Source organism: Flavobacterium limi (assembly GCF_010645075.1).
In the GTDB taxonomy this organism is placed as follows: Bacteria; Bacteroidota; Bacteroidia; order Flavobacteriales; family Flavobacteriaceae; genus Flavobacterium; species Flavobacterium limi.
This window is the reverse complement of record NZ_JAADZV010000001.1, coordinates 618185-643140: the sequence shown is the minus strand read 5'-3', so window position 1 is coordinate 643140 and position 24956 is coordinate 618185. Positions and strand designations below refer to the sequence as shown.

General features: G+C 32.7%; 26 protein-coding genes. 10 read left to right on the top strand and 16 right to left on the bottom strand.

Annotated elements, in window-relative coordinates:
• Nucleotides 1-38: 38 nt before the first annotated feature.
• Both GXM16_RS02785 and GXM16_RS02780 read right to left on the bottom strand, forming a co-directional pair.
• A complete protein-coding gene (locus GXM16_RS02785) occupies nucleotides 39-2219 on the bottom strand; it encodes a TonB-dependent receptor (RefSeq protein WP_163392501.1) in 2181 nt (726 codons plus the stop codon).
• A gap of 67 nt (nucleotides 2220-2286) precedes the next feature.
• Nucleotides 2287-2616 (bottom strand): DUF6660 family protein, encoded by a 330-nt coding sequence (locus GXM16_RS02780; RefSeq protein WP_163392499.1) that lies wholly within the window; start codon nucleotides 2614-2616, stop codon nucleotides 2287-2289.
• Nucleotides 2617-2752: 136 nt separating this feature from the next.
• Here GXM16_RS02780 and murI point away from each other — a divergent pair, with 136 nt between their 5' ends.
• A complete protein-coding gene (murI, locus tag GXM16_RS02775; RefSeq protein WP_163392497.1) occupies nucleotides 2753-3529 on the top strand; it encodes a glutamate racemase in 777 nt (258 codons plus the stop codon).
• A gap of 4 nt (nucleotides 3530-3533) precedes the next feature.
• On the opposite strand, the gene bamG is transcribed toward murI, so the two are convergent.
• Both bamG and GXM16_RS02765 read right to left on the bottom strand, forming a co-directional pair.
• Nucleotides 3534-4769, bottom strand: coding sequence for a BamG family beta-barrel-assembly machinery protein (bamG, locus tag GXM16_RS02770; protein ID WP_163392495.1), 1236 nt, complete (start codon nucleotides 4767-4769; stop codon nucleotides 3534-3536).
• The gene (locus tag GXM16_RS02765; protein WP_163392493.1) at nucleotides 4770-6089 is read right to left on the bottom strand and encodes a DUF4270 family protein; all 1320 of its coding nucleotides are present in this window, start codon (nucleotides 6087-6089) and stop codon (nucleotides 4770-4772) included.
• A 233-nt stretch (nucleotides 6090-6322) separates the two neighbouring features.
• Between GXM16_RS02765 and GXM16_RS02760 the strand changes: the two genes are divergently transcribed.
• The 5 genes from GXM16_RS02760 (at nucleotide 6323) to GXM16_RS02740 (ending at nucleotide 10454) form a co-directional block, all read left to right on the top strand.
• Nucleotides 6323-7162, top strand: coding sequence for a DUF6268 family outer membrane beta-barrel protein (locus GXM16_RS02760; RefSeq protein WP_163392491.1), 840 nt, complete (start codon nucleotides 6323-6325; stop codon nucleotides 7160-7162).
• A gap of 17 nt (nucleotides 7163-7179) precedes the next feature.
• Nucleotides 7180-8187 (top strand): Kelch repeat-containing protein, encoded by a 1008-nt coding sequence (locus GXM16_RS02755; RefSeq protein WP_163392489.1) that lies wholly within the window; start codon nucleotides 7180-7182, stop codon nucleotides 8185-8187.
• Nucleotides 8188-8284: 97 nt separating this feature from the next.
• The gene (locus GXM16_RS02750) at nucleotides 8285-8509 is read left to right on the top strand and encodes a DUF4907 domain-containing protein (RefSeq protein ID WP_229684150.1); all 225 of its coding nucleotides are present in this window, start codon (nucleotides 8285-8287) and stop codon (nucleotides 8507-8509) included.
• Nucleotides 8510-9622, top strand: a complete 1113-nt coding sequence (locus GXM16_RS02745) for a sensor histidine kinase (protein ID WP_163392488.1) — start codon at nucleotides 8510-8512, stop codon at nucleotides 9620-9622.
• A 112-nt stretch (nucleotides 9623-9734) separates the two neighbouring features.
• On the top strand, nucleotides 9735-10454 hold the full coding sequence (locus GXM16_RS02740; RefSeq protein WP_163392486.1) for a LytR/AlgR family response regulator transcription factor: 720 nt from the start codon (nucleotides 9735-9737) through the stop codon (nucleotides 10452-10454).
• Between the two features lie 84 nt (nucleotides 10455-10538).
• On the opposite strand, the gene GXM16_RS02735 is transcribed toward GXM16_RS02740, so the two are convergent.
• Together GXM16_RS02735 and GXM16_RS02730 are read right to left on the bottom strand one after the other, a co-directional pair.
• Entirely contained in the window at nucleotides 10539-11057 is a 519-nt protein-coding gene (locus GXM16_RS02735; protein ID WP_163392484.1) for a gamma carbonic anhydrase family protein, read from the bottom strand.
• A gap of 12 nt (nucleotides 11058-11069) precedes the next feature.
• Nucleotides 11070-12059, bottom strand: a complete 990-nt coding sequence (locus GXM16_RS02730) for a PorP/SprF family type IX secretion system membrane protein (protein ID WP_163392482.1) — start codon at nucleotides 12057-12059, stop codon at nucleotides 11070-11072.
• Between the two features lie 135 nt (nucleotides 12060-12194).
• Between GXM16_RS02730 and GXM16_RS02725 the strand changes: the two genes are divergently transcribed.
• From GXM16_RS02725 to GXM16_RS02715, 3 genes are all read left to right on the top strand, one after another.
• Nucleotides 12195-13094 (top strand): NifU family protein, encoded by a 900-nt coding sequence (locus GXM16_RS02725; protein WP_163392480.1) that lies wholly within the window; start codon nucleotides 12195-12197, stop codon nucleotides 13092-13094.
• A gap of 144 nt (nucleotides 13095-13238) precedes the next feature.
• Nucleotides 13239-13592, top strand: a complete 354-nt coding sequence (locus GXM16_RS02720) for a YtxH domain-containing protein (protein WP_163392478.1) — start codon at nucleotides 13239-13241, stop codon at nucleotides 13590-13592.
• A gap of 106 nt (nucleotides 13593-13698) precedes the next feature.
• Nucleotides 13699-14511: a mechanosensitive ion channel family protein gene (locus GXM16_RS02715; RefSeq protein WP_163392476.1), complete on the top strand. Its 813-nt coding sequence runs from the start codon at nucleotides 13699-13701 to the stop codon at nucleotides 14509-14511.
• A 6-nt stretch (nucleotides 14512-14517) separates the two neighbouring features.
• On the opposite strand, the gene tsaB is transcribed toward GXM16_RS02715, so the two are convergent.
• From tsaB to GXM16_RS02675, 8 genes are all read right to left on the bottom strand, one after another.
• The gene (tsaB, locus tag GXM16_RS02710; RefSeq protein WP_163392474.1) at nucleotides 14518-15189 is read right to left on the bottom strand and encodes a tRNA (adenosine(37)-N6)-threonylcarbamoyltransferase complex dimerization subunit type 1 TsaB; all 672 of its coding nucleotides are present in this window, start codon (nucleotides 15187-15189) and stop codon (nucleotides 14518-14520) included.
• A 120-nt stretch (nucleotides 15190-15309) separates the two neighbouring features.
• Nucleotides 15310-15468: a hypothetical protein gene (locus GXM16_RS02705; protein WP_163392472.1), complete on the bottom strand. Its 159-nt coding sequence runs from the start codon at nucleotides 15466-15468 to the stop codon at nucleotides 15310-15312.
• Nucleotides 15469-15474: 6 nt separating this feature from the next.
• Nucleotides 15475-16767 (bottom strand): efflux RND transporter periplasmic adaptor subunit, encoded by a 1293-nt coding sequence (locus tag GXM16_RS02700; protein WP_163392470.1) that lies wholly within the window; start codon nucleotides 16765-16767, stop codon nucleotides 15475-15477.
• A gap of 5 nt (nucleotides 16768-16772) precedes the next feature.
• Complete coding sequence (locus GXM16_RS02695; RefSeq protein WP_163392468.1) at nucleotides 16773-18122, bottom strand: TolC family protein; 1350 nt, start codon at nucleotides 18120-18122, stop codon at nucleotides 16773-16775.
• 64 nt (nucleotides 18123-18186) lie between these two features.
• Nucleotides 18187-19308 carry an efflux RND transporter periplasmic adaptor subunit gene (locus tag GXM16_RS02690; RefSeq protein WP_163392466.1) on the bottom strand — a complete coding sequence of 374 codons (1122 nt, stop codon included), beginning with the start codon at nucleotides 19306-19308 and terminating at the stop codon, nucleotides 18187-18189.
• Nucleotides 19309-19347: 39 nt separating this feature from the next.
• Nucleotides 19348-20613 (bottom strand): ABC transporter permease, encoded by a 1266-nt coding sequence (locus GXM16_RS02685; protein ID WP_163392464.1) that lies wholly within the window; start codon nucleotides 20611-20613, stop codon nucleotides 19348-19350.
• 2 nt (nucleotides 20614-20615) lie between these two features.
• Nucleotides 20616-21860, bottom strand: a complete 1245-nt coding sequence (locus GXM16_RS02680) for an ABC transporter permease (protein ID WP_163392462.1) — start codon at nucleotides 21858-21860, stop codon at nucleotides 20616-20618.
• Nucleotides 21853-22554: an ABC transporter ATP-binding protein gene (locus GXM16_RS02675; RefSeq protein WP_163392460.1), complete on the bottom strand. Its 702-nt coding sequence runs from the start codon at nucleotides 22552-22554 to the stop codon at nucleotides 21853-21855. Before GXM16_RS02675 ends, GXM16_RS02680 begins: the two co-directional genes overlap by 8 nt.
• A 174-nt stretch (nucleotides 22555-22728) precedes the next feature.
• Between GXM16_RS02675 and GXM16_RS02670 the strand changes: the two genes are divergently transcribed.
• Nucleotides 22729-24135: a DUF4403 family protein gene (locus GXM16_RS02670; protein ID WP_163392459.1), complete on the top strand. Its 1407-nt coding sequence runs from the start codon at nucleotides 22729-22731 to the stop codon at nucleotides 24133-24135.
• Nucleotides 24136-24158: 23 nt separating this feature from the next.
• Here the strand turns inward: GXM16_RS02670 and GXM16_RS02665 are convergent, their stop codons facing one another.
• Nucleotides 24159-24422 (bottom strand): hypothetical protein, encoded by a 264-nt coding sequence (locus GXM16_RS02665; protein WP_163392457.1) that lies wholly within the window; start codon nucleotides 24420-24422, stop codon nucleotides 24159-24161.
• On the bottom strand, nucleotides 24412-24954 hold the full coding sequence (locus GXM16_RS02660) for a DUF420 domain-containing protein (protein WP_163392455.1): 543 nt from the start codon (nucleotides 24952-24954) through the stop codon (nucleotides 24412-24414). The genes GXM16_RS02665 and GXM16_RS02660 overlap by 11 nt, the downstream gene beginning before the upstream one ends.
• Nucleotides 24955-24956: the final 2 nt, after the last annotated feature.

Here is a 24956-nt window from a genome sequence, read left to right as displayed (position 1 = left end):
AAAAATGGCTCAACATTAAGTTGAGCCATTTTTTTGTTCTATAATTTTATTTTTACACCTCCATTAATAGTAAATCCTTCTGTATGTGTCCAAATATCATCAAAGGTGGGTTTGTTATGAGGGTCATTTACTACTCTTTTATAATTACTTTGTCTTGTATCCGTAAAGTTCTCAAAATTGATAAAGAAGGCAAAATTGCTCCATAACGTTTTCTCTACCATGAAACCAAATTCCCAAAATGCTGGCGTCTTTGTTCCGTTATATAAAAACTGCTCATCTGTAAAATAGCCTTCTAATCCCATTTTAAAATTGTTCTCCTTTTCATAAATCAAAGCCAGGTTTACTTTGTTTTTGGGAAGTAAAGGTAAAAATTGATTTCCCGTTAAATACTTAGCTTTTGCGTCGGTAAAAGTATACCCTGCAAAAAGTTTAAAATCTTCATTATAAATAAATTTCAAGTTGGTCTCAAAACCCTTACTTAAAACAGGATCAGAAGCATTCATAAAGAATGAATTCACTCCATCATTTTGTAAAACCAGTGGTTTGTTGATCTCCGTAATGAAAAACATCTGATTGACTGTAAATTTCAAATCAGAAAAAAGTTCTGTCTTATAATTTACATCTGCCGTTCCACCTATGCTTTTTTCGGATTTAACATTTTGCATAGGCTGCACATTTTGATACTGAACAGATTCTGTCTGTTCAGTAAAAACAGTTGGGATTTTATATCCTAAACCCACTCCTATCCTGCTGCTCCATTGTGAATTTATTTTAAACAAAGCTGATATTTTTGGCAAAAAGAAAGTCTGATTTTTAGAAAAATTACTATTCGAATACGACACATTATCTACTCTCAGACCATTTTCTAACTTTACAGTTTCAAAAACATCCCATGTATGCTGTACATAAGCACCTGTAGTAAAAGATTTACCATTCAAAATCCCCGAATTTCTTTGCTTAAATTTGTCATAAACTAAATTTATCCCACTAATCATAGTGTATTTGGATCTGTTTATAACATATGAGGCATCCGTAAAAGAATTGGTATTTATTCCTGAAAACTCATAATCCGGAATATTGATTACTCGATCAAAAATACTGAGGCTTTGCTTCAGTTTAAAATTATTCTGGCTTTCAAATTTCTTACCTAATTCAAAAGTAGTTGTATTTCTAATAGTTTTATTTTTTTCAAAATAAACATGATTCGCATCAGCTTTGCCATCAATGACATGCATATCCCCACCTTCCATGTTCGTTTTGGTAAAACTATTTCCCAACATAAAACTCAGGTTCTCTGAAGGATAGTAAAACAATCTGGGATTTATGGTAAAATTATGCGATTTTGGAATCTCTGAAAAATCATCATTATCTACATCAAAAGCTTTTTGAAAATTAAGTAAGCCCAGAATAGAATAACCAAATTTACCTTTTCGCTGCGAAGCATACGCTCCAATATTAGTCTGGCCAATATTAGATTGATTCAGCATAAAATTGTATTCCCCTTTTTCTTTAGGTGTTTTTGATATAAAATTAATAACACCGGCGATGGCTCCTCCTCCGTACAATGTTGAAGAAGGACCTTTTATAACCTCAACTTGTTGTAAATCCAAAGGCGGAATTTCAAGAATACTCAACCCGCTTGCAAAATTTCCGAAATTAGCATAACCGTCTTTCAATAACTGTGTGTAACGCCCGTCAAGCCCCTGAACCCTGATACTTGCATTCCCACTAGTCGCAGATGTTTGCTGCACCTGTAAACCAGTACTTTCATGCAGTACCATACTTACATTGGCTGGCTTCATGTTTGCCTTTTCATCAAGTTCTTCGGCATCAATAGATTCGATTCTTGTTGGTGTGTTTTTGATTGTTCTGCTGGTTCTGGTTGACTGAACAATAACCTCATCCAATTCTTCTTCTTCACTCGATTTTAATTGAACATTTAAAATCTCACTATTCTGCTTTGGAAAAATTACATCCAATGAAAATTCCACATAACCTAAAAGGAAAAAATTAATTTTCTGCCCTCCATTTTCAATAGAATTTAACTCTAAAAAACCATTATTATCTGTTACTCCCGAAATAGTACTATTGTGAATACGAACAGAAACACCTGCTAATTTTTCCTGAGTTTCGCTATCTTTTACGATAACTTTTAAAGTGTTTTGGCTATAGGCAAACGAGCATAGAAGCATAGCCAAAATAATTATATATTTTGTCATTTTATACTAAATTAAATAAATAATAAATTACCCAAAGTGAGATACAATGGGAAAAGTGGATATTAATTTAACTTAATTTTGGAGGTTGCCAGATTCCTAAATAAATTGTTTTGTAGTTGTTATAGACATAAAAAACGGTTTGCTTTTTATTATCAGTAAAATGAGAGTTTTTTTCTTCTTTGTAAAAGTAATTTTGGAATTGAAAACCATGAACTCCGCAACAGGCACAAGAACAAAAAGGAGCACACTGGTCGTTTTGAGTTTCTGATTTTTTATCCTGGGAATGAGTTTTATGAAGTTCGGTTTTTGCAAAATCAGCACAGTCATCAATATCATTGCAAGGCAGCAATGCTAAAGAAACCAGATAAATTGAAAATAAAAACCATGCTAATCTCATAGCGTAAATATAAAGAATAATTCATTATTTGTTCAAGAAAAGAAGTGTTCATTTTTATTAATTTTCTGATTTATTTAACCCAAAAATCCAATAAAAAGTACGAATTTAGATTTTGAAAAAAATGTAACTTTGTTTTATGACAAACAATAATCCTATAGGCGTTTTTGATTCCGGAATTGGAGGAACTTCAATATGGAGAGCCATTCACGAACTGCTTCCGAACGAAAAAACCATTTATTTAGCAGATAGCAAAAATGCTCCGTATGGTCAAAAATCCAAAGAAGAAATTGTTGCTTTAAGCAAAAAAAATGTTGATTTTTTAATTGCAAACAAGTGTAAACTGATTGTTGTTGCCTGTAATACTGCCACCACAAATGCTATTCAGGAACTTCGTGCTGATTACGAGATCCCGTTTATAGGAATTGAACCTGCTATAAAACCTGCAGCTCATAATTCTAAAACTCAGGTTATTGGAATTTTAGCTACAAAAGGCACTTTGAACAGTGAGCTATTTAATAAAACTGCTGAAATGTTTCAGGATACAAAAATAATTGAACAGGTAGGCTACGGATTGGTTCAGCTCATTGAAGACGGGAATCTTAATTCTGCTGAAATGACCCAGTTATTAGAATCTTATTTACAGCCTATGATTGAGGCTAATATTGATTATCTTGTTTTGGGGTGCAGCCACTATCCGTATTTAATTCCGCAGATCAAAAAAATTCTTCCTGAACATATTCAAATTATTGATTCGGGCGAAGCGGTAGCAAGACAAACGAAAAACGTACTGCGTGAAAAAGTAGGGTTTTCAAACACCGAACAAAGCGAACCTGTATTTTATGTCAACTCAAATCCTGCTGTTCTGGAATCAATTTTGAATAATAAATACAACGTAATCCAAAAAGATTTTTAGTTTATTATTCTATTTTTCGCTTGACAAACCATATTCCGTCCAACGATAAACTGAGTGATAATTTATGGTAGTTTTCTTTGATTAAACCATCTCCAATTTTCCCTTTCTGACCATAAGAATAGGAAATATGAAGAGCAGAAAAAGTGTTGTCTACCGGTAAAGAAGCACCAATAGAAATTGCAGTATTATTGACTCTTTTTCCATCAATTTCAAGATAACCTGTATCAAAGTTTATTCCTGCACCGTATTGTATTCTATCCCAATAGTTTCGCAATTTTTTATTTCTTCGATAAGTAAATCCAAAAGCAAAACGATCCTGATTTACAAAATCTCCATATAATTCTGACTGATTGGTATCATTCCAGAAGCTTTTTTCATAGTCGAGGGTCATGTTCAGATTGTTTTTGAAGCGTTTGCTAATTCCAAAACCTATTTCCAAAGGCATATAGTAATCATCAGTATCAGATGCTGCGTCTGATTCTATTGTGCTTTCACCTGAGCTGCTGATAGTTTCTACAGACTGTACTTTTGATGCTTTAATTTTGGCAGGGGCCTTAAAAGTAGAGGCAATGGTAAGAGTCGAATCAATTTTATACTGAACTCCTAAAGTTGAACGTACACCGCTGTAATCAGTTTTTTTATTAATCGAAGTTAGTGAATTTGAAATCGTATAACTTCTTTCATCAATAGTATTTCCAAAAAGAACATTTCCTGTAAACCCGGCTGATAAATTTTTACTGATACGATACCCATATGAAATGTCAAAATTATTTAACCCTCCGGATCCTTCGGCATTTAAAATGTAATACTCTGAACTGTTTTCTACAGGCAATTTAAATTCGGATATTTTGAATGATGCGCTTGAATAAGGGCGCAGACCAATACTAAAAGCAGATTTTTTATTTACTGCAAAAGCAAAGGCAATATGTGAAAACTGAAAATTGTTACGGTTCTCAGTTTTAAAACTGCTTTGAAAAGTGGTTCCAATTGCCTTTCCTCCTACTTCAAACATAAAATGATTTAGGGGCAAATAACCTAATGAAGCAGGATTCAAATTATTGATAAAAGTATCTGATGGTAATGCAATACCTGAAGAGCCAATAGCCGGAATAGAGCCAAAATCGGCATCATATATACTCCCAAGACCGTATAATGAGTAAGGGGAACTTGAAATGCTTTGTGAAAATGAAGTTACATACAGTAAAATACAGCAACTTAAAAAGTTTATTTTATTTTTCATTTAATAAGAGAGGTAGTAAATTTTCAATTGAATTTTATTATTCGGATGTTTCTGGTCCCCTAAAACAATCCTGTTTACAGCATTGCTAATATTTGGCAGAACGAAAACAAGGGAAGATTTAGAATCTGATTGTTTTAACATTTCCTTCTGCAGAAAATTGCCAACTGATAATGAATAGCCCACATTTTCATTAAACTCGTCACTTTGTTTGTTTAGTTTAGCATACAAAGCCGCTCCTGAGGCATCATTTAATACGCTGCTAATCCTGTTTAATTTATCTGCCACATATACCTGCAGGGAATCGGACAGAGGAAATACCTTGGAATACGTGTTATTAACAGGTTTTAAAATCAACTCGGCATCGACAATTGCACCTTTATCAGAAATATATTTAAGCTGTCTCATATTTGGGAAATCGACTCTGCAGGCAAGTCCGGTTCCTGACTGAATATATCCTTGATTACTGGTTAATAAACTTGACAATCTACTACTTGAAGCTGGCAAATTCTGAATCAAAGTTCCTGTCTTATCTATAGAAATAGCATTAAACTGTTTTGCACCATCAACGATAATAAAGTCTTTTACATAAGAGTCTATATCGTCACCAAGATATTTTGAATAATACAATCGTACTTTACTTGTCAGATTAAAACCAATTACACTTGAAGAATTAATGGTTTCAGGAACAATTACAAGTCCTTTCAGATATTCGGCAAAACTATCAAAATCCGTTATTTCTCTTTTCTTAAATTTCAAAAAAAGTGCCTCTCCAAATGCATCATCCATTTTTATATTTACAGAATCTTTTTCTAATGGTCTGGGTTTATACGAAATCGTTCCCAAACTTTCTGAGTTATAACTTAAAGCTGAATTATTGTAGAATGAATCATCATCAGTATTAGGCTTCACCTTTTGAATCAATCTATGGATATTGAAGGTCTGAACCCTGGTTGTATCTCCATAATAGTAGTTATCATATTTTAAAATCATCGAAATTGAATCAAAAACATAATTTGCTGATTCTGTATCACTGGTGCTAATTAAAGAATATGAATCTGAAGCCAGTTGAAAATAACTGCTTGATTTTACTCTGCCAAAAAGAGGGTCATCATAGTTGCCTATCAAAATTCTGCTCTTATTGGAAGTAATCAGAGAATCGAAGTTTATGGTAGACATCTCCACTGTAACAGTATCAATTAAAATAACTTTATTGTTTACTGACAGATAATCAGACCCGACAACAAACTCGCCAGCATCTGTATCTGTACCACATGAAACCACAGCAAATCCAAGAAAAAACATCAATATAAACTTATACATAATCCGATTTTTTTGAACAAATATAAAATGCGCATTTCTGGACAACATCATAACATATACAAACCTTCATTTTTATACTACAGAAAGCAAAAAAACATCTACAACAAACACTGGTAGACAAATAACTCACTAAACCCCAAAAATGGGCATTTGGTCTACCAAAATGTCCTGTTCATATATCTTCTTTTTTTTAAAACAGACTCCCTCCTACTTTTGAACCAATTAAATATGTAATGAAAAAGAAGGGTTTTGTGTGGTTGCTGTTTTTGATTAGCTCCATTAATATGAAAGCACAGGAAAAGCTTGCTGTTGATTTTAGTTTAAAGACGGAGTCAACAGAAGAAATAAATTTTAATGAAACAAATGCCGGTATAAGTGTTTCTAAAAAAATAAATGATAAAAATAAAATTACTAACAGAATTGAGTACACAAATCTTAAAATAAAATATGAAGAAGGGGTTTATAATGATTTTGAGAATCTGAATCAGTTTAATCAAATTCAGAACAAGTTTGAAATTTCACATAAAGTTTCCGGGGCTAAGAAATTGATTTTATCAGTTAAACCAACAATAAATTTTCAACAGAATTTAGATATTTCAGATATGACCGTTTTAGGAAGTTTTCAATTGAAGCAACAGCTAAATTCAAAAATAGATTTAAATATCGGTGTCGAAAGATCAACAATTTTAGGCACTCCTAAATTTATTCCTACGCTTTCATTTTCCGGAAAAATAAATCAGGTGTATATTTTAATAGGTTTTCCTTATGCAGCCATATCTTATTCCAACAATGAGCGAAACAAATTTAGCATCAACAATAATTTTAACGGAAATTTCTACAATCTGAACAAATCATTGGAATCATACAGTAATGCAGCCAAAATTAGCACTTCTCAAATGACAACAGCTTTTGAATATGAGCGGAACATGGACAAAAACTGGTTTATAAATTTTAAAGCAGGTTACGATTTTGACAAACAATACCATCTGTTAGACGACAACAATCATAAACTTTGTGATTTTAATGCCGGAAACCGATACATTTTAAACTTTGGGATCAAATACAAACAATAAATAAAATTTAATATACTATGAATAATTTAAAAAAAGGAGTATTATTCGCGGCTCTATTTTTCGGTTTGTTCTTTACAGGCTGTAGTAACGATGATGAAGAGGATGAATTAATAGGGAACTGGATTAAGAAATCTGCATTTGATGGCCCTGCCAGATCAAGTGCAGCCAGCTTTGTTATTGGAGATTATGCTTACATCACAACGGGTTACACCGGAGACGAATATTTAAAGGATCTATGGGCCTACAATTCCAATGGAGATTATTGGGAACAAAAAGCTGATTTTACAGGAATAGGAAGAAGTTCTGCGTCAAGTTTTGAACTTAATGGTAAAGGGTATATAGGCCTTGGATATGACGGAACCAACAAACTTAAGGACTTTTATCAATATGATCCAGCAAGCAATAGTTGGGCAGCAAAAGCTGACTTTGGAGGTACAGGGCGCTATGGAGCTGTTGGTTTTCAGGTAGGTGGAAAAGCTTATTTTGGAACTGGTTATGACGGAAATTATCTGAAAGATTTCTATCAGTATAACGATACTGACAATACATGGACACTTGTTAGCGGATTTAGCGGAAACAAAAGACGTCATGCGACAGTTTTTGTTATCAATGACAAAGCCTATTTAGGAACTGGAGTAAATAATAGTGTCAATCAGGTAGATTTTTGGGAATTTAATCCTGAAACTGAAGTTTGGACAAGACTAAGGGATATTGATCGTGATGATGATGACGATTACAGCTGGAACGATGACTACGCTATAACACGTACAAATGCATCCAGCTTCAGTTTAAACGGATTAGGCTATGTAGTAGGCGGTGAGGGAATCAAAACGGTATGGGAATATAACCCAACAAGTGACCTTTGGCTAGAAAGGACAGCTCTTGAAGGAGCTGCCAGAACAGATGCTGTTGGTTTTGCAATTAACAACAGGGGTTTTGTAATGCTGGGCAGAATAGGTTCTACTTATTTTGATGATTCTTGGGAATTCAAACCTCTTGAAGCACAAAACGATGATGACAATTAATACCAAAAATCTAAAATTCTTCTGGAAATTATTCCGGAAGAATTTATTTTTTATTTTTTTCCTGATACTATTGTGTTGTTCAAAAAAAGAAATCCTTATGACTGAATCTATAAAAACAACATCCGGCTGGGGGTATAAAATTTCATATAAAGATAAAATTTTGATCAAACAGACTATTATTCCTGTAATTAATGAAACTAAAAGCTTTAGTTCTGAAGATGATGCCTTAAAAGTTGCCGGTTTAGTAGTCCAAAAACTCAATCAAAACATATCACCATCGGTAACCAAAAAAGATTTAATTTTATTAAAAATAAAAATGTAAATGAACATAGGGGCTGTTAAAAATACAAATTCAAATAAAATTTTGTTCCATATTACCATATGGACATTCTTTATATTGACATCTTTGATTCAATTTTATGAAAGCCCTTTTAGAATTAACAATGATTTTTATGTACAATGGGGAACTGGAATCATTTTATTTTATCTGAACTATTTTTATCTGGTACCTGTTTTGCTTTTAGAAAAAAAATACTGGCTTTATTTCATTTTTGTACTCATACTGATTTTCCTTTTTATGATCATCAGAATTAATTATTTCATTCCTGAATTCAATCATTTACGGACACAAAATATGCTGCCACCAAAAATGCTGCCTGAGGAAGCAAAGATGTTTTTGAAAGAGGGAAAAATGAAAGTCCGTATACACAAACAACCGCTTTTTTTTAAAATAGGACCGTCATTTTTCTATCTCCTGATTACTGCTATTAGTGCTATTATCAGAACTCTAAGCGAATTTTATCAAAATCAGCAAAACAAATTAATAGCTGAAACACACAGAACTAACACTGAATTGAATTATTTACGAAAACAGACTAATCCCCATTTTCTGTTTAACTCGCTTAACAGCATCTACTCTTTGGCTCATAAAAAATCTGACCTGGTTCCTGATGCTATTGTAACATTATCCGAATTAATGCGATATATGCTGTATGAGACAGACAATAAAACTGTAGCTTTAGAAAAAGAAATCAATTATATCCAAAATTATATTGAATTACAAAAATTAAGGCTCAACAATATTGAAGATATAATTATAAACGTTCACGGAGATACTAAAAATAAATTTATCGAGCCTTTGTTATTAATTTCATTTATTGAAAATGCTTTTAAATACGGAACAGATTATAAAGGAGCTGCTCATGTGAAAATCAAGATTATCATTCTTGAAAATGATCTCGATTTTTGGACAGAAAATACAATCGAGAATTATGTGAAAGATCCTGAAAACTCCGGTATAGGAATGGCAAACATTCAAAACAGACTTGATTTATTATATCCAAATGCCCATGAATTAACAATAAAACAGGACAGCCAGTATTATCGTGTACACCTCAATTTGAAATTAGATAAAATTAAGAGTGATATTCATTAAAATCAGGGTTAATAATAGACTTACTCCATATTTTAACTAAATTTTAAAATGTAAGTCTTTCGTTAAATCTAATTTTGACCCAGCCAATTTATTAAAATTTAAATCTAAAGAGATGAAATGTGTAATTATAGATGATGAACCTTTAGCAGTAGATTTGCTTAAAGATTTTGTTAGCAAAGTGGATTCATTAGAATTAATCAGCACTTTCAACAATGCTATTGATGCAGTATCTTATATTAATCAAAACAATGTAGATTTAATTTTCCTTGACATTCAGATGCCTCATTTTTCAGGGATTGAGTTTTTAAATACTATTGAAAAAAAACCTTTAATTATTTTCACAACAGCTTATTCTGATTATGCTGTCGAAGGTTTTAACCTTGGTGCTGTAGATTATTTGGTAAAACCAATTCCTTTTCACCGTTTTTTAAAAGCCGTAGTCAGAGCTCAACAAATTTTGAATCCTCCAATAGTTCCGATTCAAACTATTTCTGAAAATACAAGTATTCCAGAATTGGAGCAGGATTTTATGTTCGTGAGGGCAGAATATGAAAATGTTAAAATGAATTTTTCTGATATTTTATTTATCGAAGGCTTAAAAGATTACGTAAAAATCTACACTACAGATAATAAATTTACCCTGACTCTGATTAGTCTGATAAAATTAGAGAATCTACTTTTCAGCAAAGGGTTCTCGAGAATTCACAGATCTTACATCATCAATATCAAACATGTAAAATCAATACAAAAAAATAAAGTTCTGATTAGTGGTAAACGAATTCCAATTAGCGAAAGCTATAAAACTGCTTTTTTCGAAAGAATCAACCTCTAATTAAATTCCAAAAATAGAAAATCCAAATTCCATTGTTTTGTGCATTATTGGAATTTGTTTTTTTTATTTGAAATTTTTGAATATTTATTCTTCTTTTTTGAACCATCCTGAATACATCACGTAATTATTGGAGATACGCTCGATTTCTCCTGCAAAGTCTGACTGATCGATATCTTTCACTTTTTTGGCAGGAATACCGGCATAAATACTTCCTGAAGTTACAACTGTATTTTGTGTTAAAACGGCTCCGGCTGCAATAATAGAATTACTCTCTACAATACAATTATCCATTACAATAGCGCCCATTCCAACCAAAACATTATCATGAATAGTACAGCCATGCACAATTGCGTTGTGACCTATAGAAACATTATCACCAATAATTGTGGGATGTTTTTGATAAGTACAATGTATAATCGCCCCATCCTGAATATTTACTTTATTCCCAATTTTAATAAAATTGACATCACCCCGAATCACTGCATTAAACCAGACACTGCATGAATCGCCAAAAATTACATCACCAACTATAGTAGCATTTTCTGCAACATAACAATCATCAGGAATTACAGGAGACTTCCCCTTTACAGCTTTTATCAACATAATCTTTTAAATTTAATTAACGGCAGGACATTTACAATCGTAGCGTTCTCTGGTACAGAACAAATTAATACCCAGAGTAATCTGATGAAATCCCCCGGTATCAAATTTCACATCCCCAGTAACGTTTGAATAGGTATAAGCAAACATAAATTTTTTATAATTAACACCTATAATAGGAGTTATATACTGCAATTTTTGATCACTACTTCCACTACCGCCACTATATCGTGCTCCATCAAAACTTCTTCTGTAAGACAATGCGGCCCACAAACTGCCAAAATCCATGTTTTTGTAAGCTTTTAAATTCAGGTCAATAGATTTTTCTTTGGTCTGATCAAAGTACTGAAATAAAATAGAAGGTTCCCAGGTAATATTTTCACTTTTCCCGAAAACATATCCAGTACTCAAAAGAAATTTTCTCAAATTATCACTCTCATAATCTGTGTATAATTTCCTTCTGGTTTCAATAAGCCCCTGAACAGTTAAATGTGCATAAAGATCTAAAAAATTATAAGATGCACCTACGTCAACATTGAAATATGAATCATTTTGTATAGAGCCAAAAACAATAGGATCAAAAGTTCCTCCAAAAGAAGTTTCATCCAGCTGGCTCTGAATTAAGCCACCACTGATACCAAAAGAAAACTGGTTTAAATCAAGTTCGCTTCTTGAAAACATAATATGATGTGCATAAGTAAGTTTTACTCCTTTTTGCGAATGATAACCGTTTTTATCATTAAAAACAATAATTCCCGCACCGGATCTTTCTCCAATTCTTCCATTAAAACTCAATGTTTGCAAAGCCGGTGCATCATCCTGACCAAACCATTGTTTTCTGGCAGTCAATCTTATTTTGGCACAATTTGCCGCACCTGCCATAGATGGATGAATCAAATAATAATTATCTGATAAATAGTCAGAATATACCGGTATTCCTTCTTGAGAATAAGAATTGAATGAGGCAATCATAAAAACAAATAAGATTCTGATTTTCAATTTCATGCAAGTAAACTTATTAGATGCTTTTTAGATTTTAACAAGATGGATTACAAAAAGAATCTTAATTATTTTATTAAAAAACCAAATATAGCCATTAGTAGAAAATAACTTTATTAAATTTACAAAAAATATATCGACATGGCAAAAATCACTATAAAAGAAACTCAAAATCCTACTATCATAAAGTTTGAATTTGATGATTTCATTACTCAAAATCAAAATTTTGAATTCAAAAATATCGATGAAGCAAAATCGTCACCATTAGCACAACAATTATTTTATCTTCCTTTTGTAAAGACTGTTTACATTTCAGGGAATTTTATAGCTGTTGAAAGATTCAGTATTGTAGAATGGGAAGATGTTCAGGATGCGGTTGCCGAACAAATTGAAGCGTTTGTAAACAATGGCGGCACAATTATTAATATTGATGAAAGCAAGCCTAAAAAACAGCCGATTACTGTTTACGGAGAAACAACTCCAAATCCTGCTGCTTTAAAATTTGTTGTAAGCAGAATGCTGACCAGAAATGCTGTTGAATACAAAAATATAGACCAGACAGCTTCTTCTCCGTTAGCTCAGGAACTATTCAGGTTTCCTTATGTAAAAGAAGTATTCATTGACGAGAATTACATTTCAGTTACTAAATACGAAATTAACGACTGGCATGAAATCACATTGGAATTAAGAACCTTCATCAAACAATTTATCGAAAACGGTGGAACTGTTTTAGACGAAAGTTTAATTGAAACGGCAACTAAAAACGACGCAACCAAAGATGAGGCTTTTGACAAATTAGATGTTACTTCTCAACAAATCATTAATATACTGGAAGAATATGTAAAACCGGCTGTTGCTGCAGATGGAGGAAATATTGCTTTTGATTCTTATAATGAGGATGACAAAGTTGTAAAAGTAATTTTGCAGGGAGCCTGCAGCGGATGTCCTTCATCAACATTTACTCTGAAAAGTGGTATAGAAAACATGCTAAAAAGCATGCTTAATGATGAAAAAATTACTGTTGAAGCACTAAATGCATAAAACGAATTATTTTATATTACAAAGCGTCATTTATGGCGCTTTTTCACCCTTGTATCTCACTTGTCTTCAGTAATTTAGCAAAAAATAATCCAATATTGGAGTAAAATAATTAATATTGTATTCTAACTAATTAATTTTACAAACATGGGTTTATCATCGTTTTTAAAAAATTTTCTGGGCAAAATTCAGGAACCAGCAGCTGAAACAGAAAACACCAATCAACATACAGCTGAAAATGCATATGAAAAAGCAGAAATCTTTATAGAGGAAACCCTTACTAAAGTCAAGGAAGCCTCAGAACCTTTATTTGAAGATGCCTCTCAATATGTTGACAAAGCAAAAGTTATAATTAGCGAATATGCCGAAAAAGCTTCAGATTCAATAAATGACATCATTGATTCTGTAAAAGAAAGTGTAGAAGCTGATGATACACAGCCAATGATTTATGATACCGTAGTAGATATTAGTGAAAAGGCAATAACCGAAACTGACTCATAACAGGTATATCTTATAACCATTCAAAATTATTTTTTTGTTATAGCATTTTTTTATATTTGCAAATCTAATACACCTTCTCAATGAGAAGGTTTTTTATTTTAAAAACATGAACGTTAACTCAGCCGAACTCAGTAATTACGCTACCCGATTTATTGATTTATTATTTGATTATTCCCCAAAATTAATTTCTGCTTTTTTAATTTTATTTATTGGCCTTTATGCTATTAGATTAACAAACAGGATCATTAGAAAAGTAATGATAAAAAGAAATTTAGACCCCACTTTATCTAAATTTCTTGCTGATATATTACTTTGGGCTTTGCGAATTTTATTATTTGTAACAGTTATTTCAAATCTCGGCGTACCGACCTCATCATTTGTTGCTATTTTAGGAGCAATGGGGTTAGCTGTAGGTTTGTCATTACAAGGTTCACTTTCAAACTTTGCAGGTGGAATGCTAATTATTCTTTTTAAGCCTTTTAAAGTAGGAGATACAATCGAAGCGCAGGGAGTTGTTGCAACAGTAATCGAAATTCAAATTTTTGTTACAAAATTAGTTACGGGTAATAATCAAACAGTTTTTATACCTAATGGCGCCTTATCCAATGGAAATATCATCAATTATTCGATGCAGGGAGAACGAAAAGCCGATTTAACTTTTGCAGTTTCTTATGATTCTGATATTAAAAAAACGAAGGATATATTGCTTGATGTCTTAATTCAGAATCCAAAAGTGCTTAAAACCCCCGCACCTGAAGTATTTGTAAAAAATCTAACAGCAAGTTCTGTAGAGTTTGCGGTACGGCCATGGGCAAAAAATGAAAACTATGGAGCAGTTTTTTCTGAAACTTTAGAGAATTGCAAAACTGCATTAGACGAAGCTGGTATCGCAATTCAACCTTATACGTTGCAGAAATAAAAAATATTACTGCTTTTTTGGAGCAGTAATCATAAAATCTTTTAAATAATAAGGTTCAAAGTAAGCGACATCTACGGTGTCGCTTTTTTGATATTTATCGTAACTGATTTTACTCATACCATCAGCCGAAGGATATTTTATATTTTCTAAAAACACAAAATTGCCTTTAGTTAAAACTGTCTTGCATTTTTCGGCACAGTCACCAACAAAATAAAGTATTTCTGTAAAATCTTTAAATGAATTTTCATCAATTACTTCTGCAAGAATTGCTCTTTCAGTTTTTAATTCAGCACTAAAAATTGCACTGTAAACTTCCATTCTCCGGGCGTCCAGCATTGGAATTATTTTGCCCTCAGAAACTTTAGCCTGAGATGCCAAGGTTTGTAAAGTATCTACTGCAATCAACGGAATATTTAAAGCAAAACATAATCCTTTTGCCGCTGAAACACCAATTCTCAAACCCGTGTAAGAGCCAGGCCCCTGACTTACGGCAACGGCAACTAAATCATGAACAGAAATTCCGGATTTAGCAATTATTTCTTCAATAAAAACATGTAATTTTTCAGCATGAGAATACCCTTCTTCTGCAATTTCCTTGCATATAATGGTTTCGCCGTTTTTAGCAATTGATACTGAACAATTTTTGGTAGCGGTTTCGATATTGAGAATAAAAGACAAAGTAGTAAGTGTTTTTATTAAAAAATCATTTAAAAATTAAAGCTGCAAAAATAAAGGTTAATAACCAAAATAACAGGAATGCCACACCTAAATTTGCTAATAAAAAGCCTAAATACATGATCAGTCTTTTTCGACTGCAAAATATTTAAATTCATCATTATAATATTTTGTGTTATAGACGCAGTAATGCCCCCATATCAAATATATAATTACAGCAATAGAAGCACTAAATAAACTGTAAAGTATTTCTGCCGGAACTCCATGCAATACAATAATCATATTTATTTACTTTTTTGGAGCTTCTGCTTTTTTAAGCTTTACTTTATCTCCTGAATTCAGCTCTTTAGAGACAGTTGTGTAAGGTCCTGTAATTACCACATCACCCGGTTTCAAACCAGACATTACTTCGATATTGGTATCATCCTGAATTCCTGTTTTGATAATTCTGATTTTTGCCTTGTCGCCCACTTTCACAAAAACGCACTCGAATTTTTTATCGCTTTTCGGTGCTGCTTTTTTATCCTGGTTTGGATCTTCGACTTTAAAATCTTTCACAGCAGTTGTATCCGATTTTACCACAACAGAACTAATAGGCACTGCCATAACATTTGTTTTTGTTGTAGTGATAATATCTACAGTTGCAGTCATACCTGGTCTAAATGGAGAATATGAAACTGGTTTTCCTTCAAGTAAATCCTGATAAGATTCTTTTAAAATTCTAACCTTAACCTTAAAATTAGTTACCTGATCTGCTGTCAGAGTAGTACTTGCTGAATTAGAAATACTTGTCACAACACCTTTAAATTTCTTCTTTAGATAAGCATCTACTTCAACGTTCGCTTCGTCTCCAATTTTTATTTTTACAATATCATTCTCATTAACATCAACTTCAACCTCCATATTATTAAGGTTTGCCACTCTTAAAAGTTCGGTTCCTGCCATTTGCTGCGTTCCTAAAACACGTTCACCCAATTCTACATTTAGAACAGAAATAGTTCCGTCTGCAGGAGAATATATTGTAGTACGGCCTAAATTATCTTTTGCTTCATTTACCGATGCAGAAGCACTCTGAACATTATAATAAGAACTTTGTCTTGTAGCTTTTGCTACTTCAAAAGAAGCGATCGCTTTATCCCAGTCCGACTTTGAAATAACACCTTTGTCATACAAAGTTTTATTACGTTCATAATTCGCTTTTGCTTCTTTAAAACTAGCTTCCGACTGCGTTAATCCCGCCTTGGTACCTGATAAATTTGAAACTGAGCGATTGTAACTTGAAGTATATAAATCCGGATTTATTTTTACTAATAAATCTCCTTTTTTAACAACTTGTCCTTCTTTTACATTTAATAAAATAATTTCGCCAGAAACTTCCGGGGAAATCTTGACTTCTATTTCTGGCTGAATTTTACCTGTAGCCGAAACGGTTTCAACAATTGTAGAAGCTACTACTTTTGATATTTCTACTTCTTTTCCTTCGTCCTTATTTCCTATCACTCCCGATTTCGAAAGTCCTATTAAAGCTGCAATTATAATTATTGCACCGCCAATTAAGAAATAAACTGTTTTTTTTGACATGATAATTAGTTTTTAATAATTGGGACAATTGGAATTCCGAAGTAGAATTCAAGTATTTTTATTTTAAACATGTAATCGTATTTTGCTCTGATGACATCTGATTGCGCATTGGTCAGCAAAGTTTGTGCCTGAGTAAAATCAAATGAATTCATCAAGCCAACATCATACTTTTCTTTAGCATAATTATATGATTGTTGTCTTGCTTCTAAAGTTACAAGTGATGATTCATAAGTATTCAATGCTCCTTTTGCATCTGTAAAAGCAGTGTACACATTACGCTGTAAATCTAAACTTTTTTGTTCCAGATCTATTTTAGATTTTTCTAAATTGACTTTATTACGCTCTACATTATTTCTAACAGAAAACCCATTAAAAATTGGAACACTCAATTCTAATCCGAAATTATGTCCTTTATTATCACTAAATTGCTGAAAAACAGGATCCGTAGCAACAATATCATTAAAACTCGCACTGGTGTTAAATGAATAAAAACCTTTAAGTGTCGGCTGATATGAACCTTTTGCTATAACAACATTTTTTTCTGCTATTTCGAGATTGGTTTGTGCTAGTTTTAATTCTGTCCTAGTCTCTTTTGCCTTATTGTAAATTTCGACAGGAGTTTGCGCCATAATATTATTTTCATCTTTGGCATTTGTATCATCAACTACATCAAAATCAGTAAATTCTTTTAATTGTAAAAGCTGTGCTAAACTTAATTTAGAAATCAACAAGTTATTTTCAGCAACAACAATAGCCTGCTGATCAGTTGCAACTGTGGCCTTAAGATCAAACAAATCTCCACGTGGTATGGTTCCTGCACTTACCATCTCCTCAGAACGTTTTAATCTTTTCTCATCTATTAAAAGCTGTTCTTTTCTTACTTTTAGATTCTCTTTAAAAGCAAGAATTTCTAAAAATGCATTAGCAACATTCAAAGAAATATCTTCCTGCATTTTCAATAGCTGATATTTTGAGGCGATAATTGAAAGTTTTGACTTCCTGTAAGCATTAAGATTTTGCATACCTTTGTATATATCAACACTGGCACCAACTCCTAAACTAGTAAATTGTGAGGTTTCTGTACTCGCAACATTTGTAACAGGGTTAACGTTTCGGCCTATATTCCAAGAATGTCTAGCACTACCATTCACTGACGGAAGGTAACTCCCAAAAGCATCTTTTTTATCAATTGCAGCATTTTTAACATCTAATTCAGATAGTTTGATTGTAATATTATTATCCAGTGCATATCGTACACATTCTTCCAGTGTCCATAATTTTGTTTGTGCCTGAGCTGATAATCCAAAACCGAAAAGGATAGCAAAAACAAGACTATTATATTTATTTATTTTCATATATTTTTGAAATGAAAGCACGGTAAAAACACCATGCAAATTTAACATTTTTATAAATCTAAAATTATTTCTTTTCGCCTTCTCCTTCATTTATCAGTCCCTGATTCCAGATTTTAATTTTATCCGAAGCTTTAATACCGCTTTTAACCTGCACATAGATCCCGTCACTTACTCCCAGAACTATATTTTTTCTTTGAAACTTTTGAGGCGCTGTTTCAATTTCTACATAAGGTTTTTGAGTTTTTTTGTCAAACTGAACCAATGATTCTTTAATTGCCAGAACTTTATCCGCTTTCTCCAAAATAATAGAAGCATTAGCACTTAAACCGGCTCTGATAAAAGTTGCATCCCTGTTTTCTAATGACGCCTTAATTTCAAATTGAATGGCTCCGTTTTCAACTACTCCCTTTGGAGCGATATAGGTTAAAACCGCTGTAAATTTTTTGTTTTCAATTGCTCCGACTGTTATCTCAATTGGCATTTTTTCTTTTATCTTACCAACTTCTGATTCATCAATTTTCCCGATAAATATCATTCTTCCCACATCTGCAACACTTGCTATGGTGGTTCCCTCATTAAAATTATTACTTTCAATAACCTGATTTCCAACTTTCACCGGTACATCTAAAATCATTCCGTTTACAGTGGAACGAATCAGTGTGTTTGCATAGCTGCCTAATGATGCTGTTGTTCCGGTTTTTACAATATCCAAGTTTTGTTTGGCAGACAGATAATTTTGTTTTGCCTGTTTGTAAGCCAATTGAGCTGCATCAAAATCATTTGCAGAAATTACATCTTTATCAAATAATGTTTTTTGTCTCTGATACAATTTTTCCTGATTATCTAAAGCAATTTTAGCAGTCTGAACCTGATTTTGAGTACTGCTGACATTAGACACATTGGCAACAACTTTGATTTTAGCAATCATATCTCCGGCTTTAATTTTCTCTCCGGCTTTTATATAAACCTGCTCAATAATACCTGAAATATTTGGTTTGATTAATACCTCTTCATCAGGCTGGATATTTCCTGTTGCAATAGTATTTTTTACAATTGTTTTAATTTCAGCTTTTTCTGTTTTAAAAACAACAGGCGACTCCTGATTCTTTGCATACAGATAGTAAAGTGCGCCAAAGAAAACTATAGCAATAAAGATTAAAATGGTTACGGTTACTCCTTTTTTCATTTTGTTTGTTGTTAATTCGATTATATTTTGACTGATAATTTATTCTGTTCGTAAAGCATCCACCGGTTTTACATTGATTGCAGTCTGAGCCGGTATAAATCCTGCCAGTAATCCAGAGCCAATAAGGATTAATAAAGCCACAAATACTACCCTTAAATCTACACTTGGATTTGCAAACATGGTATTGCTGTTTGGTGGCATTGAATCTAAAAACATATTCAAAAGCGCAATAAGCCCTGTTGCTACAGCAATTCCCAGCATACCTGAAATGATGGTCAAAAATATAGATTCTGACAAAATCTGTCCTCTTATAGCACCGGGAGTTGCTCCTAAAGCCCTTCGTATTCCTATCTCTTTAGTTCTTTCTTTAACCACAATAAGCATAATATTCGATATCCCGATTACGCCTGAAATCAAAACCAAAGTTCCTACAAAATATGCAATGATTTTTAAAATATTAAAAAGACTCTGCACTTTATTAAACTGTTCGTACAAATCGAAGTTTCCTACGGCACGATCATCTCCCGGATTTACAGAATGAAGTGCTTTTATTTTTTCTAAAATCTTTGGTTTTAATTCTGTAATAGATGTTTCGTCTTTAGCTGTAAGTGCCATCCAGCCAACCTTATCTCCATAATTAAATGCCTGTTGAAAAGTGGTAAAAGGAATAAAAATGTTTTTTTGCTCCTGCTCTGCATTCCCTCCCTGTTGTTTTGATTTATAAACCCCAACGACCATAAAATTAATTCCGTTGATTTTTACATAAGTCCCAACAGCTTCTTCTTCTTTTCCGTAAAGCTCCGTAATAACACCTTTACCTATGACTGCTATTTTTCTTCTTTCAAGGATATCCTGCTGATTTATAAAGCGCCCTTTTATAATATCCATAGGCTGCTGCTTAATCAGTTCGGGATAATCTCCATAAATGGTAAATGCCGAAGTTTTTGTTCCCCTGACAACATTATTTGTTCCGTTAAAATCACCTAATTGATTTCGTGGGGAAACATATAATAAATCCGGAAAAGCTTCTCTCAAAGAAGCAACGTCACTATTTCTAAAATCATAACGACGCACTTTCGGCAGACCTTTATATGCTTTTGATGTAGTTTGGCTCCACATAAACATGGTATTTGTAGCTATTCCGTCGAATCCTTTTTTTACACCGTTTTCCAGTCCGTTTCCTGCTGCAAGTAATATTACTAAAATAAATATACCCCAAAACACTCCAAATGCAGTTAGAACCGTTCTGAAAACATTGGCTGTTAAAGCCTGCAAAATCTCATCCCAATTATCTTTACTAAACATATTTATTCATCTCTAAGTGCTACAATAGGTTTTATTCTAGCAGCTCTGTATGCCGGAAAAAAACCAGCCATTGCTCCTGCAAATACTAATAAAACAAGTGTTGTTAAAGCCACACCAAAATCTACTTCGGGATTTCTGAAATATTCGCTTTGAACCATTGGGCCAACAAACTCTAATAATAAAAGACTTGCCAGTAAACCTGTAAAACCTGCAATAGTAGTTATAAAAATAGATTCGTGAAGAATCATGGAAATAATAGAAAAAGGAGACGCCCCCAACGCTTTTCTAATCCCAATTTCTTTTGTTCTTTCTTTTACAACAATAAGCATAATATTACTTACGCCAACAACTCCGGCAATGATGGTACAAATACCAACCCACCAAAAAAACAGTCTGATAAAAAGATTTAAATCATAAAATTGTTTTGCTTCTTCTACAGAATTATAAACCCCAATCGCACTGTCATCATTGGGCGCAATAACATTTTTGCTTTTCAAAAGCTCTTTTATACCGTCAGTGAATTTTTTAGATTGTGCCAAAGCTTCGTCATAATTCGTTTTTTTATTTAAAACGAACATCATTCCGCTAATTTTATCTCCGGCTCCATAAGCTCGCTGATTGGTTGTCATTGGCATATATACCCTTGATTCTTCTCTTTCTCCGGAAGGATCAGTAAAAACACCAATCACTTTAAAATTTACATCATTTACCAGAATCTGCTTCCCAATTGGATCAGCATCTTTAAATAAATCCTGCTTCACTTTTAAACCAATAGCCACAACTTTTTCATTATTTTTTAAATCATTATCATTTAAAAAGCGTCCCTTAATAATCGTTGCATTTTCAATAGCCAAATAATCCGGCGTAACGCCCCTGAACTGATAATTTCCGGACTCTTTGCCGTAAGTTATTGTTCCGCCCCAGGTATTTCGGGTGGATGATTTTTTACTGATTTCGGCGTTATATTTTTTTACAGGAAGTTCGAAATCACTATTTCTCAACTGAATTTGTCTTCCTGGGTTTAACCCTTTGTATTCTTTAGTAGTTACATTAGACCAAACCTCAATTATTCCCTCTGCATCATTCTCGAACTGCTTTTCAATTCCATTTTGAAGTCCCTTACCTGCACCCAGTAAAATCACTAAAATAAAAATTCCTGAAGCCACAGAAATCCCCGTCAAAAAAGTTCTTAGCTTATTTTTGGAGATTGCTTCAAATATTTCCTGCCAACGCTCAATATTAAACATACGCTGAAGCTCTAACTTGTTCTATTTTTTTATCATCAATGATTAATCCGTCTTTCAGGACAACATTTCTTTTGCACATTGCGGCAATATCTGGTTCGTGGGTAACGATTAAAATAGTTTTTCCCTCATCATTAATCCCCTGAATAAGATCCATAACTTCATATGAAGTTTTTGTATCTAAAGCACCTGTCGGCTCGTCCGCCAATAAAACTTTTGGGTTTGATGCCAAAGCCCTTGCAATCGCTACACGCTGTTTTTGTCCTCCTGAAAGTTCATTTGGCAAATGGTGCGAATGAGATCCAAGACCAACTTTCTCAAGATACTTCATAGCAATATCGTACCGTTCTTTTCTTTTAACGCCCTGATAATACAAAGGCATTGCCACATTGTCTAATGCGCTTTTATAATTTATTAAATTGAAAGACTGGAAAACAAATCCCAAAAATTTATTTCTATATCTTGAAGCAATTGTTTCGTTAAGTTTTTTTATAGGAGTTTTATCCAGGATATAGCTGCCAGAATCTGCTTCATCCAAAATTCCTAAAATATTCAAAAGTGTAGATTTTCCAGAACCCGACGATCCCATTATAGCAACCAGTTCTCCTTCTTCTATATTAAAATTTATTCCTTTTAGCACATGCAATTCTGAACTTCCCATTTTATAGGACTTATGCAAATCTTTGATTTCAATCATAATATCGCTGAATTTTAAGACAATAATAACATTTTAATTACGTATTTTATGGTAAGAAAAAGTTAATAAATTTTGGATGACTTTTAGAATAAGACTACATTATCCACTAATTGTTACACTTTTTTCAAAGAATATAATTGTTTTCTTAATTTTGCTTCACTAAAAACCGTTCAAATGAAATTTCTTTCTTTTTCAGTTCCTTTTATACTCTTAACATTGTTGTTGAGCTGTTCAACTTCACAAAAGCTAGCCACTTTAAAGCCTGAACCAGATGATGCAAGTCCATTGATTTATGACAGCAATCCGTCTTTTATTAATTTACCTATCACTGTAAAATTAAAAGATATTGAAAATCAAACCAATAACCTTTTAAACGGGCTAATTTACGAAGATAACAATATTGAGGACGATGATATTGAAATAAAAATCTGGAAACAGGCTCCAATCAAAATTCAAAATGATCCGGCTAATGCAGATAAAAGGTTAAAAACTATTTTACCTTTAAAAGCAAACATCAAATACAGAATTGGCACTAAAAAAATGGGTGTTGAATTTTATGATACACGCGAATTCAATTTAAATGGCATCGTCACTTTATCAAGCGAAGCCACGTTGACAAACTGGAAACTCAATACAAAAACAGAGTTCAAATCTCTTGACTGGAATGAAAGCCCGACTATGACTGTTTTTGGAAAAAATATGCCCATCACTTATTTAGCCAATCCGGCTATCTCAATGTTCAAATCAAAAATTGAAAAAAGTATTGATGAAGCAATTGAAAAATCAATGGATTTTAAACCGAATGTTTTATTTGCTTTAGAAAAAATCTGCACCCCATTTCAAATGAATGAAACTTATGAAAGCTGGCTAAGAATTACTCCAATAGAAATATATTCTACGAATGCAAAACTTAAAAACGATTCTTTTTTACTGGATATGGGAATAAAATGCAATATGGAAACCGTAATTGGTAAAAAACCAGAATCTAAGTTTAACGCTTCAAAAATTGTCTTAAAACCAATTGCTAAAATTCCAAATCAAATTACCACCAACATTGCTGCTATATCCAGTTATGTTGATGCTTCAAAAATCATGACTAAAAATTTTGCCGGACAGGAATTCGGGTCGGGAAGTAAAAAGGTAACCGTAAAAAATGTTGAAATATGGCATAAAGATGGAAAAATGGTAATTGCCCTTGATATTTTAGGATCTGTAAACGGCACAATTTATTTAAACGGTTTTCCTCAATATAATCCGAAGACAAAAGAAATCTATTTTGAAAAACTTGATTATGTTTTAGACACAAAAAGTAAATTAATGCGGACGGCAAACTGGCTTGCTCAGGGTTTTATTTTAAAAAAAATGGAGGAAAACTGTCGATATTCGATACAGTCGAATTTAGATGAAGGCAAAAAAACGATGGCAACTTACCTTAAAAACTACTCACCAATGCCAGGTGTTTTTATCAATGGGAAAATGGAAGATATTCAGTTTGATAAGATACAATTAACCAATCAGGCAATTATAGCATTTATTAAAATAAACGGAACAGTAAACGTTTCAGTTGATGGATTAAAATAAAAAGAGAAAACCTAATAAGATTTTTATTCGGCTTTGTTCTTTGACTTATACATTCTATAAATTAGAACACCAATTATAGATACAAGCAAATACGGAATAACCATTAAAAAGACGATTCCATCATTTACAGCTTCGGCTTTTTTAATGTTTGATTCTCCCGAAAGAGCAGCACGACACATTGCGCACTGAGCATTGGAAGAAATCCCAATAAAGAAAAATAAAATTCCAAAAACAAAAATTTGAAATTTGGAATTTAAGATCTGTATGTTATTTTTTTTAGTTTGCATAATAAGGAGAAATCATCAAATAAACCACAACACCTGTAACAGCTACATATAACCAAAGCGGAAACGTAATTTTGGCTATTTTTCTGTGCCTGTCAAATCGTTTTGCCAAAGCTCGTACATAAGTAATTAAAACTAAAGGAATAATAGCAATCGACAATAAAATATGGGTCAATAAAATAAATAAATAAACATATCTGACAAGGCCTTCCCCTCCAAATTTTGTTGAATCAGCCGTCATGTGATATGCTACATACATTACCAAAAAGGCAACAGATAAGGCAATTGCTGTTGTCATAAGGATTTCATGAAGTTTTTGATTTCCTTTCTTAATGGCAATAACAGCCAGAACTAAAACAATAGCAGTAATACCATTTATTGTTGCATATATAGGAGGTAAAAACGAAAGCGGCTCTACATTGTATCCGAAATCTTTAAGCTTTACACCAAATAAAATAGCTACTACAACCGGAATTACAATTGAAACAGCAATAATAAACTTATTGTATTTTTTTTCTAATAAATGATCTTCCATTT

What these genes read in the sequence shown, in the direction of transcription:
- GXM16_RS02690 (WP_163392466.1), bottom strand. Translation starts at nt 19,308, where the DNA reads ATGAAAAAAGGAGTAACCGTAACCATTTTAATCTTTATTGCTATAGTT.
- GXM16_RS02715 (WP_163392476.1), top strand. Translation starts at nt 13,699, where the DNA reads ATGAACGTTAACTCAGCCGAACTCAGTAATTACGCTACCCGATTTATT.
- GXM16_RS02755 (WP_163392489.1), top strand. Translation starts at nt 7,180, where the DNA reads ATGAATAATTTAAAAAAAGGAGTATTATTCGCGGCTCTATTTTTCGGT.
- GXM16_RS02670 (WP_163392459.1), top strand. Translation starts at nt 22,729, where the DNA reads ATGAAATTTCTTTCTTTTTCAGTTCCTTTTATACTCTTAACATTGTTG.
- GXM16_RS02735 (WP_163392484.1), bottom strand. Translation starts at nt 11,057, where the DNA reads ATGTTGATAAAAGCTGTAAAGGGGAAGTCTCCTGTAATTCCTGATGAT.
- GXM16_RS02720 (WP_163392478.1), top strand. Translation starts at nt 13,239, where the DNA reads ATGGGTTTATCATCGTTTTTAAAAAATTTTCTGGGCAAAATTCAGGAA.
- GXM16_RS02730 (WP_163392482.1), bottom strand. Translation starts at nt 12,059, where the DNA reads ATGAAATTGAAAATCAGAATCTTATTTGTTTTTATGATTGCCTCATTC.
- GXM16_RS02750 (WP_229684150.1), top strand. Translation starts at nt 8,285, where the DNA reads ATGACTGAATCTATAAAAACAACATCCGGCTGGGGGTATAAAATTTCA.
- GXM16_RS02675 (WP_163392460.1), bottom strand. Translation starts at nt 22,554, where the DNA reads ATGATTGAAATCAAAGATTTGCATAAGTCCTATAAAATGGGAAGTTCA.
- GXM16_RS02705 (WP_163392472.1), bottom strand. Translation starts at nt 15,468, where the DNA reads ATGATTATTGTATTGCATGGAGTTCCGGCAGAAATACTTTACAGTTTA.
- GXM16_RS02785 (WP_163392501.1), bottom strand. Translation starts at nt 2,219, where the DNA reads ATGACAAAATATATAATTATTTTGGCTATGCTTCTATGCTCGTTTGCC.
- GXM16_RS02695 (WP_163392468.1), bottom strand. Translation starts at nt 18,122, where the DNA reads ATGAAAATAAATAAATATAATAGTCTTGTTTTTGCTATCCTTTTCGGT.
- bamG (WP_163392495.1), bottom strand. Translation starts at nt 4,769, where the DNA reads ATGAAAAATAAAATAAACTTTTTAAGTTGCTGTATTTTACTGTATGTA.
- GXM16_RS02765 (WP_163392493.1), bottom strand. Translation starts at nt 6,089, where the DNA reads ATGTATAAGTTTATATTGATGTTTTTTCTTGGATTTGCTGTGGTTTCA.
- GXM16_RS02760 (WP_163392491.1), top strand. Translation starts at nt 6,323, where the DNA reads ATGAAAAAGAAGGGTTTTGTGTGGTTGCTGTTTTTGATTAGCTCCATT.
- GXM16_RS02665 (WP_163392457.1), bottom strand. Translation starts at nt 24,422, where the DNA reads ATGCAAACTAAAAAAAATAACATACAGATCTTAAATTCCAAATTTCAA.
- GXM16_RS02745 (WP_163392488.1), top strand. Translation starts at nt 8,510, where the DNA reads ATGAACATAGGGGCTGTTAAAAATACAAATTCAAATAAAATTTTGTTC.
- GXM16_RS02725 (WP_163392480.1), top strand. Translation starts at nt 12,195, where the DNA reads ATGGCAAAAATCACTATAAAAGAAACTCAAAATCCTACTATCATAAAG.
- GXM16_RS02660 (WP_163392455.1), bottom strand. Translation starts at nt 24,954, where the DNA reads ATGGAAGATCATTTATTAGAAAAAAAATACAATAAGTTTATTATTGCT.
- GXM16_RS02700 (WP_163392470.1), bottom strand. Translation starts at nt 16,767, where the DNA reads ATGTCAAAAAAAACAGTTTATTTCTTAATTGGCGGTGCAATAATTATA.
- murI (WP_163392497.1), top strand. Translation starts at nt 2,753, where the DNA reads ATGACAAACAATAATCCTATAGGCGTTTTTGATTCCGGAATTGGAGGA.
- GXM16_RS02680 (WP_163392462.1), bottom strand. Translation starts at nt 21,860, where the DNA reads ATGTTTAATATTGAGCGTTGGCAGGAAATATTTGAAGCAATCTCCAAA.
- GXM16_RS02740 (WP_163392486.1), top strand. Translation starts at nt 9,735, where the DNA reads ATGAAATGTGTAATTATAGATGATGAACCTTTAGCAGTAGATTTGCTT.
- GXM16_RS02685 (WP_163392464.1), bottom strand. Translation starts at nt 20,613, where the DNA reads ATGTTTAGTAAAGATAATTGGGATGAGATTTTGCAGGCTTTAACAGCC.
- GXM16_RS02780 (WP_163392499.1), bottom strand. Translation starts at nt 2,616, where the DNA reads ATGAGATTAGCATGGTTTTTATTTTCAATTTATCTGGTTTCTTTAGCA.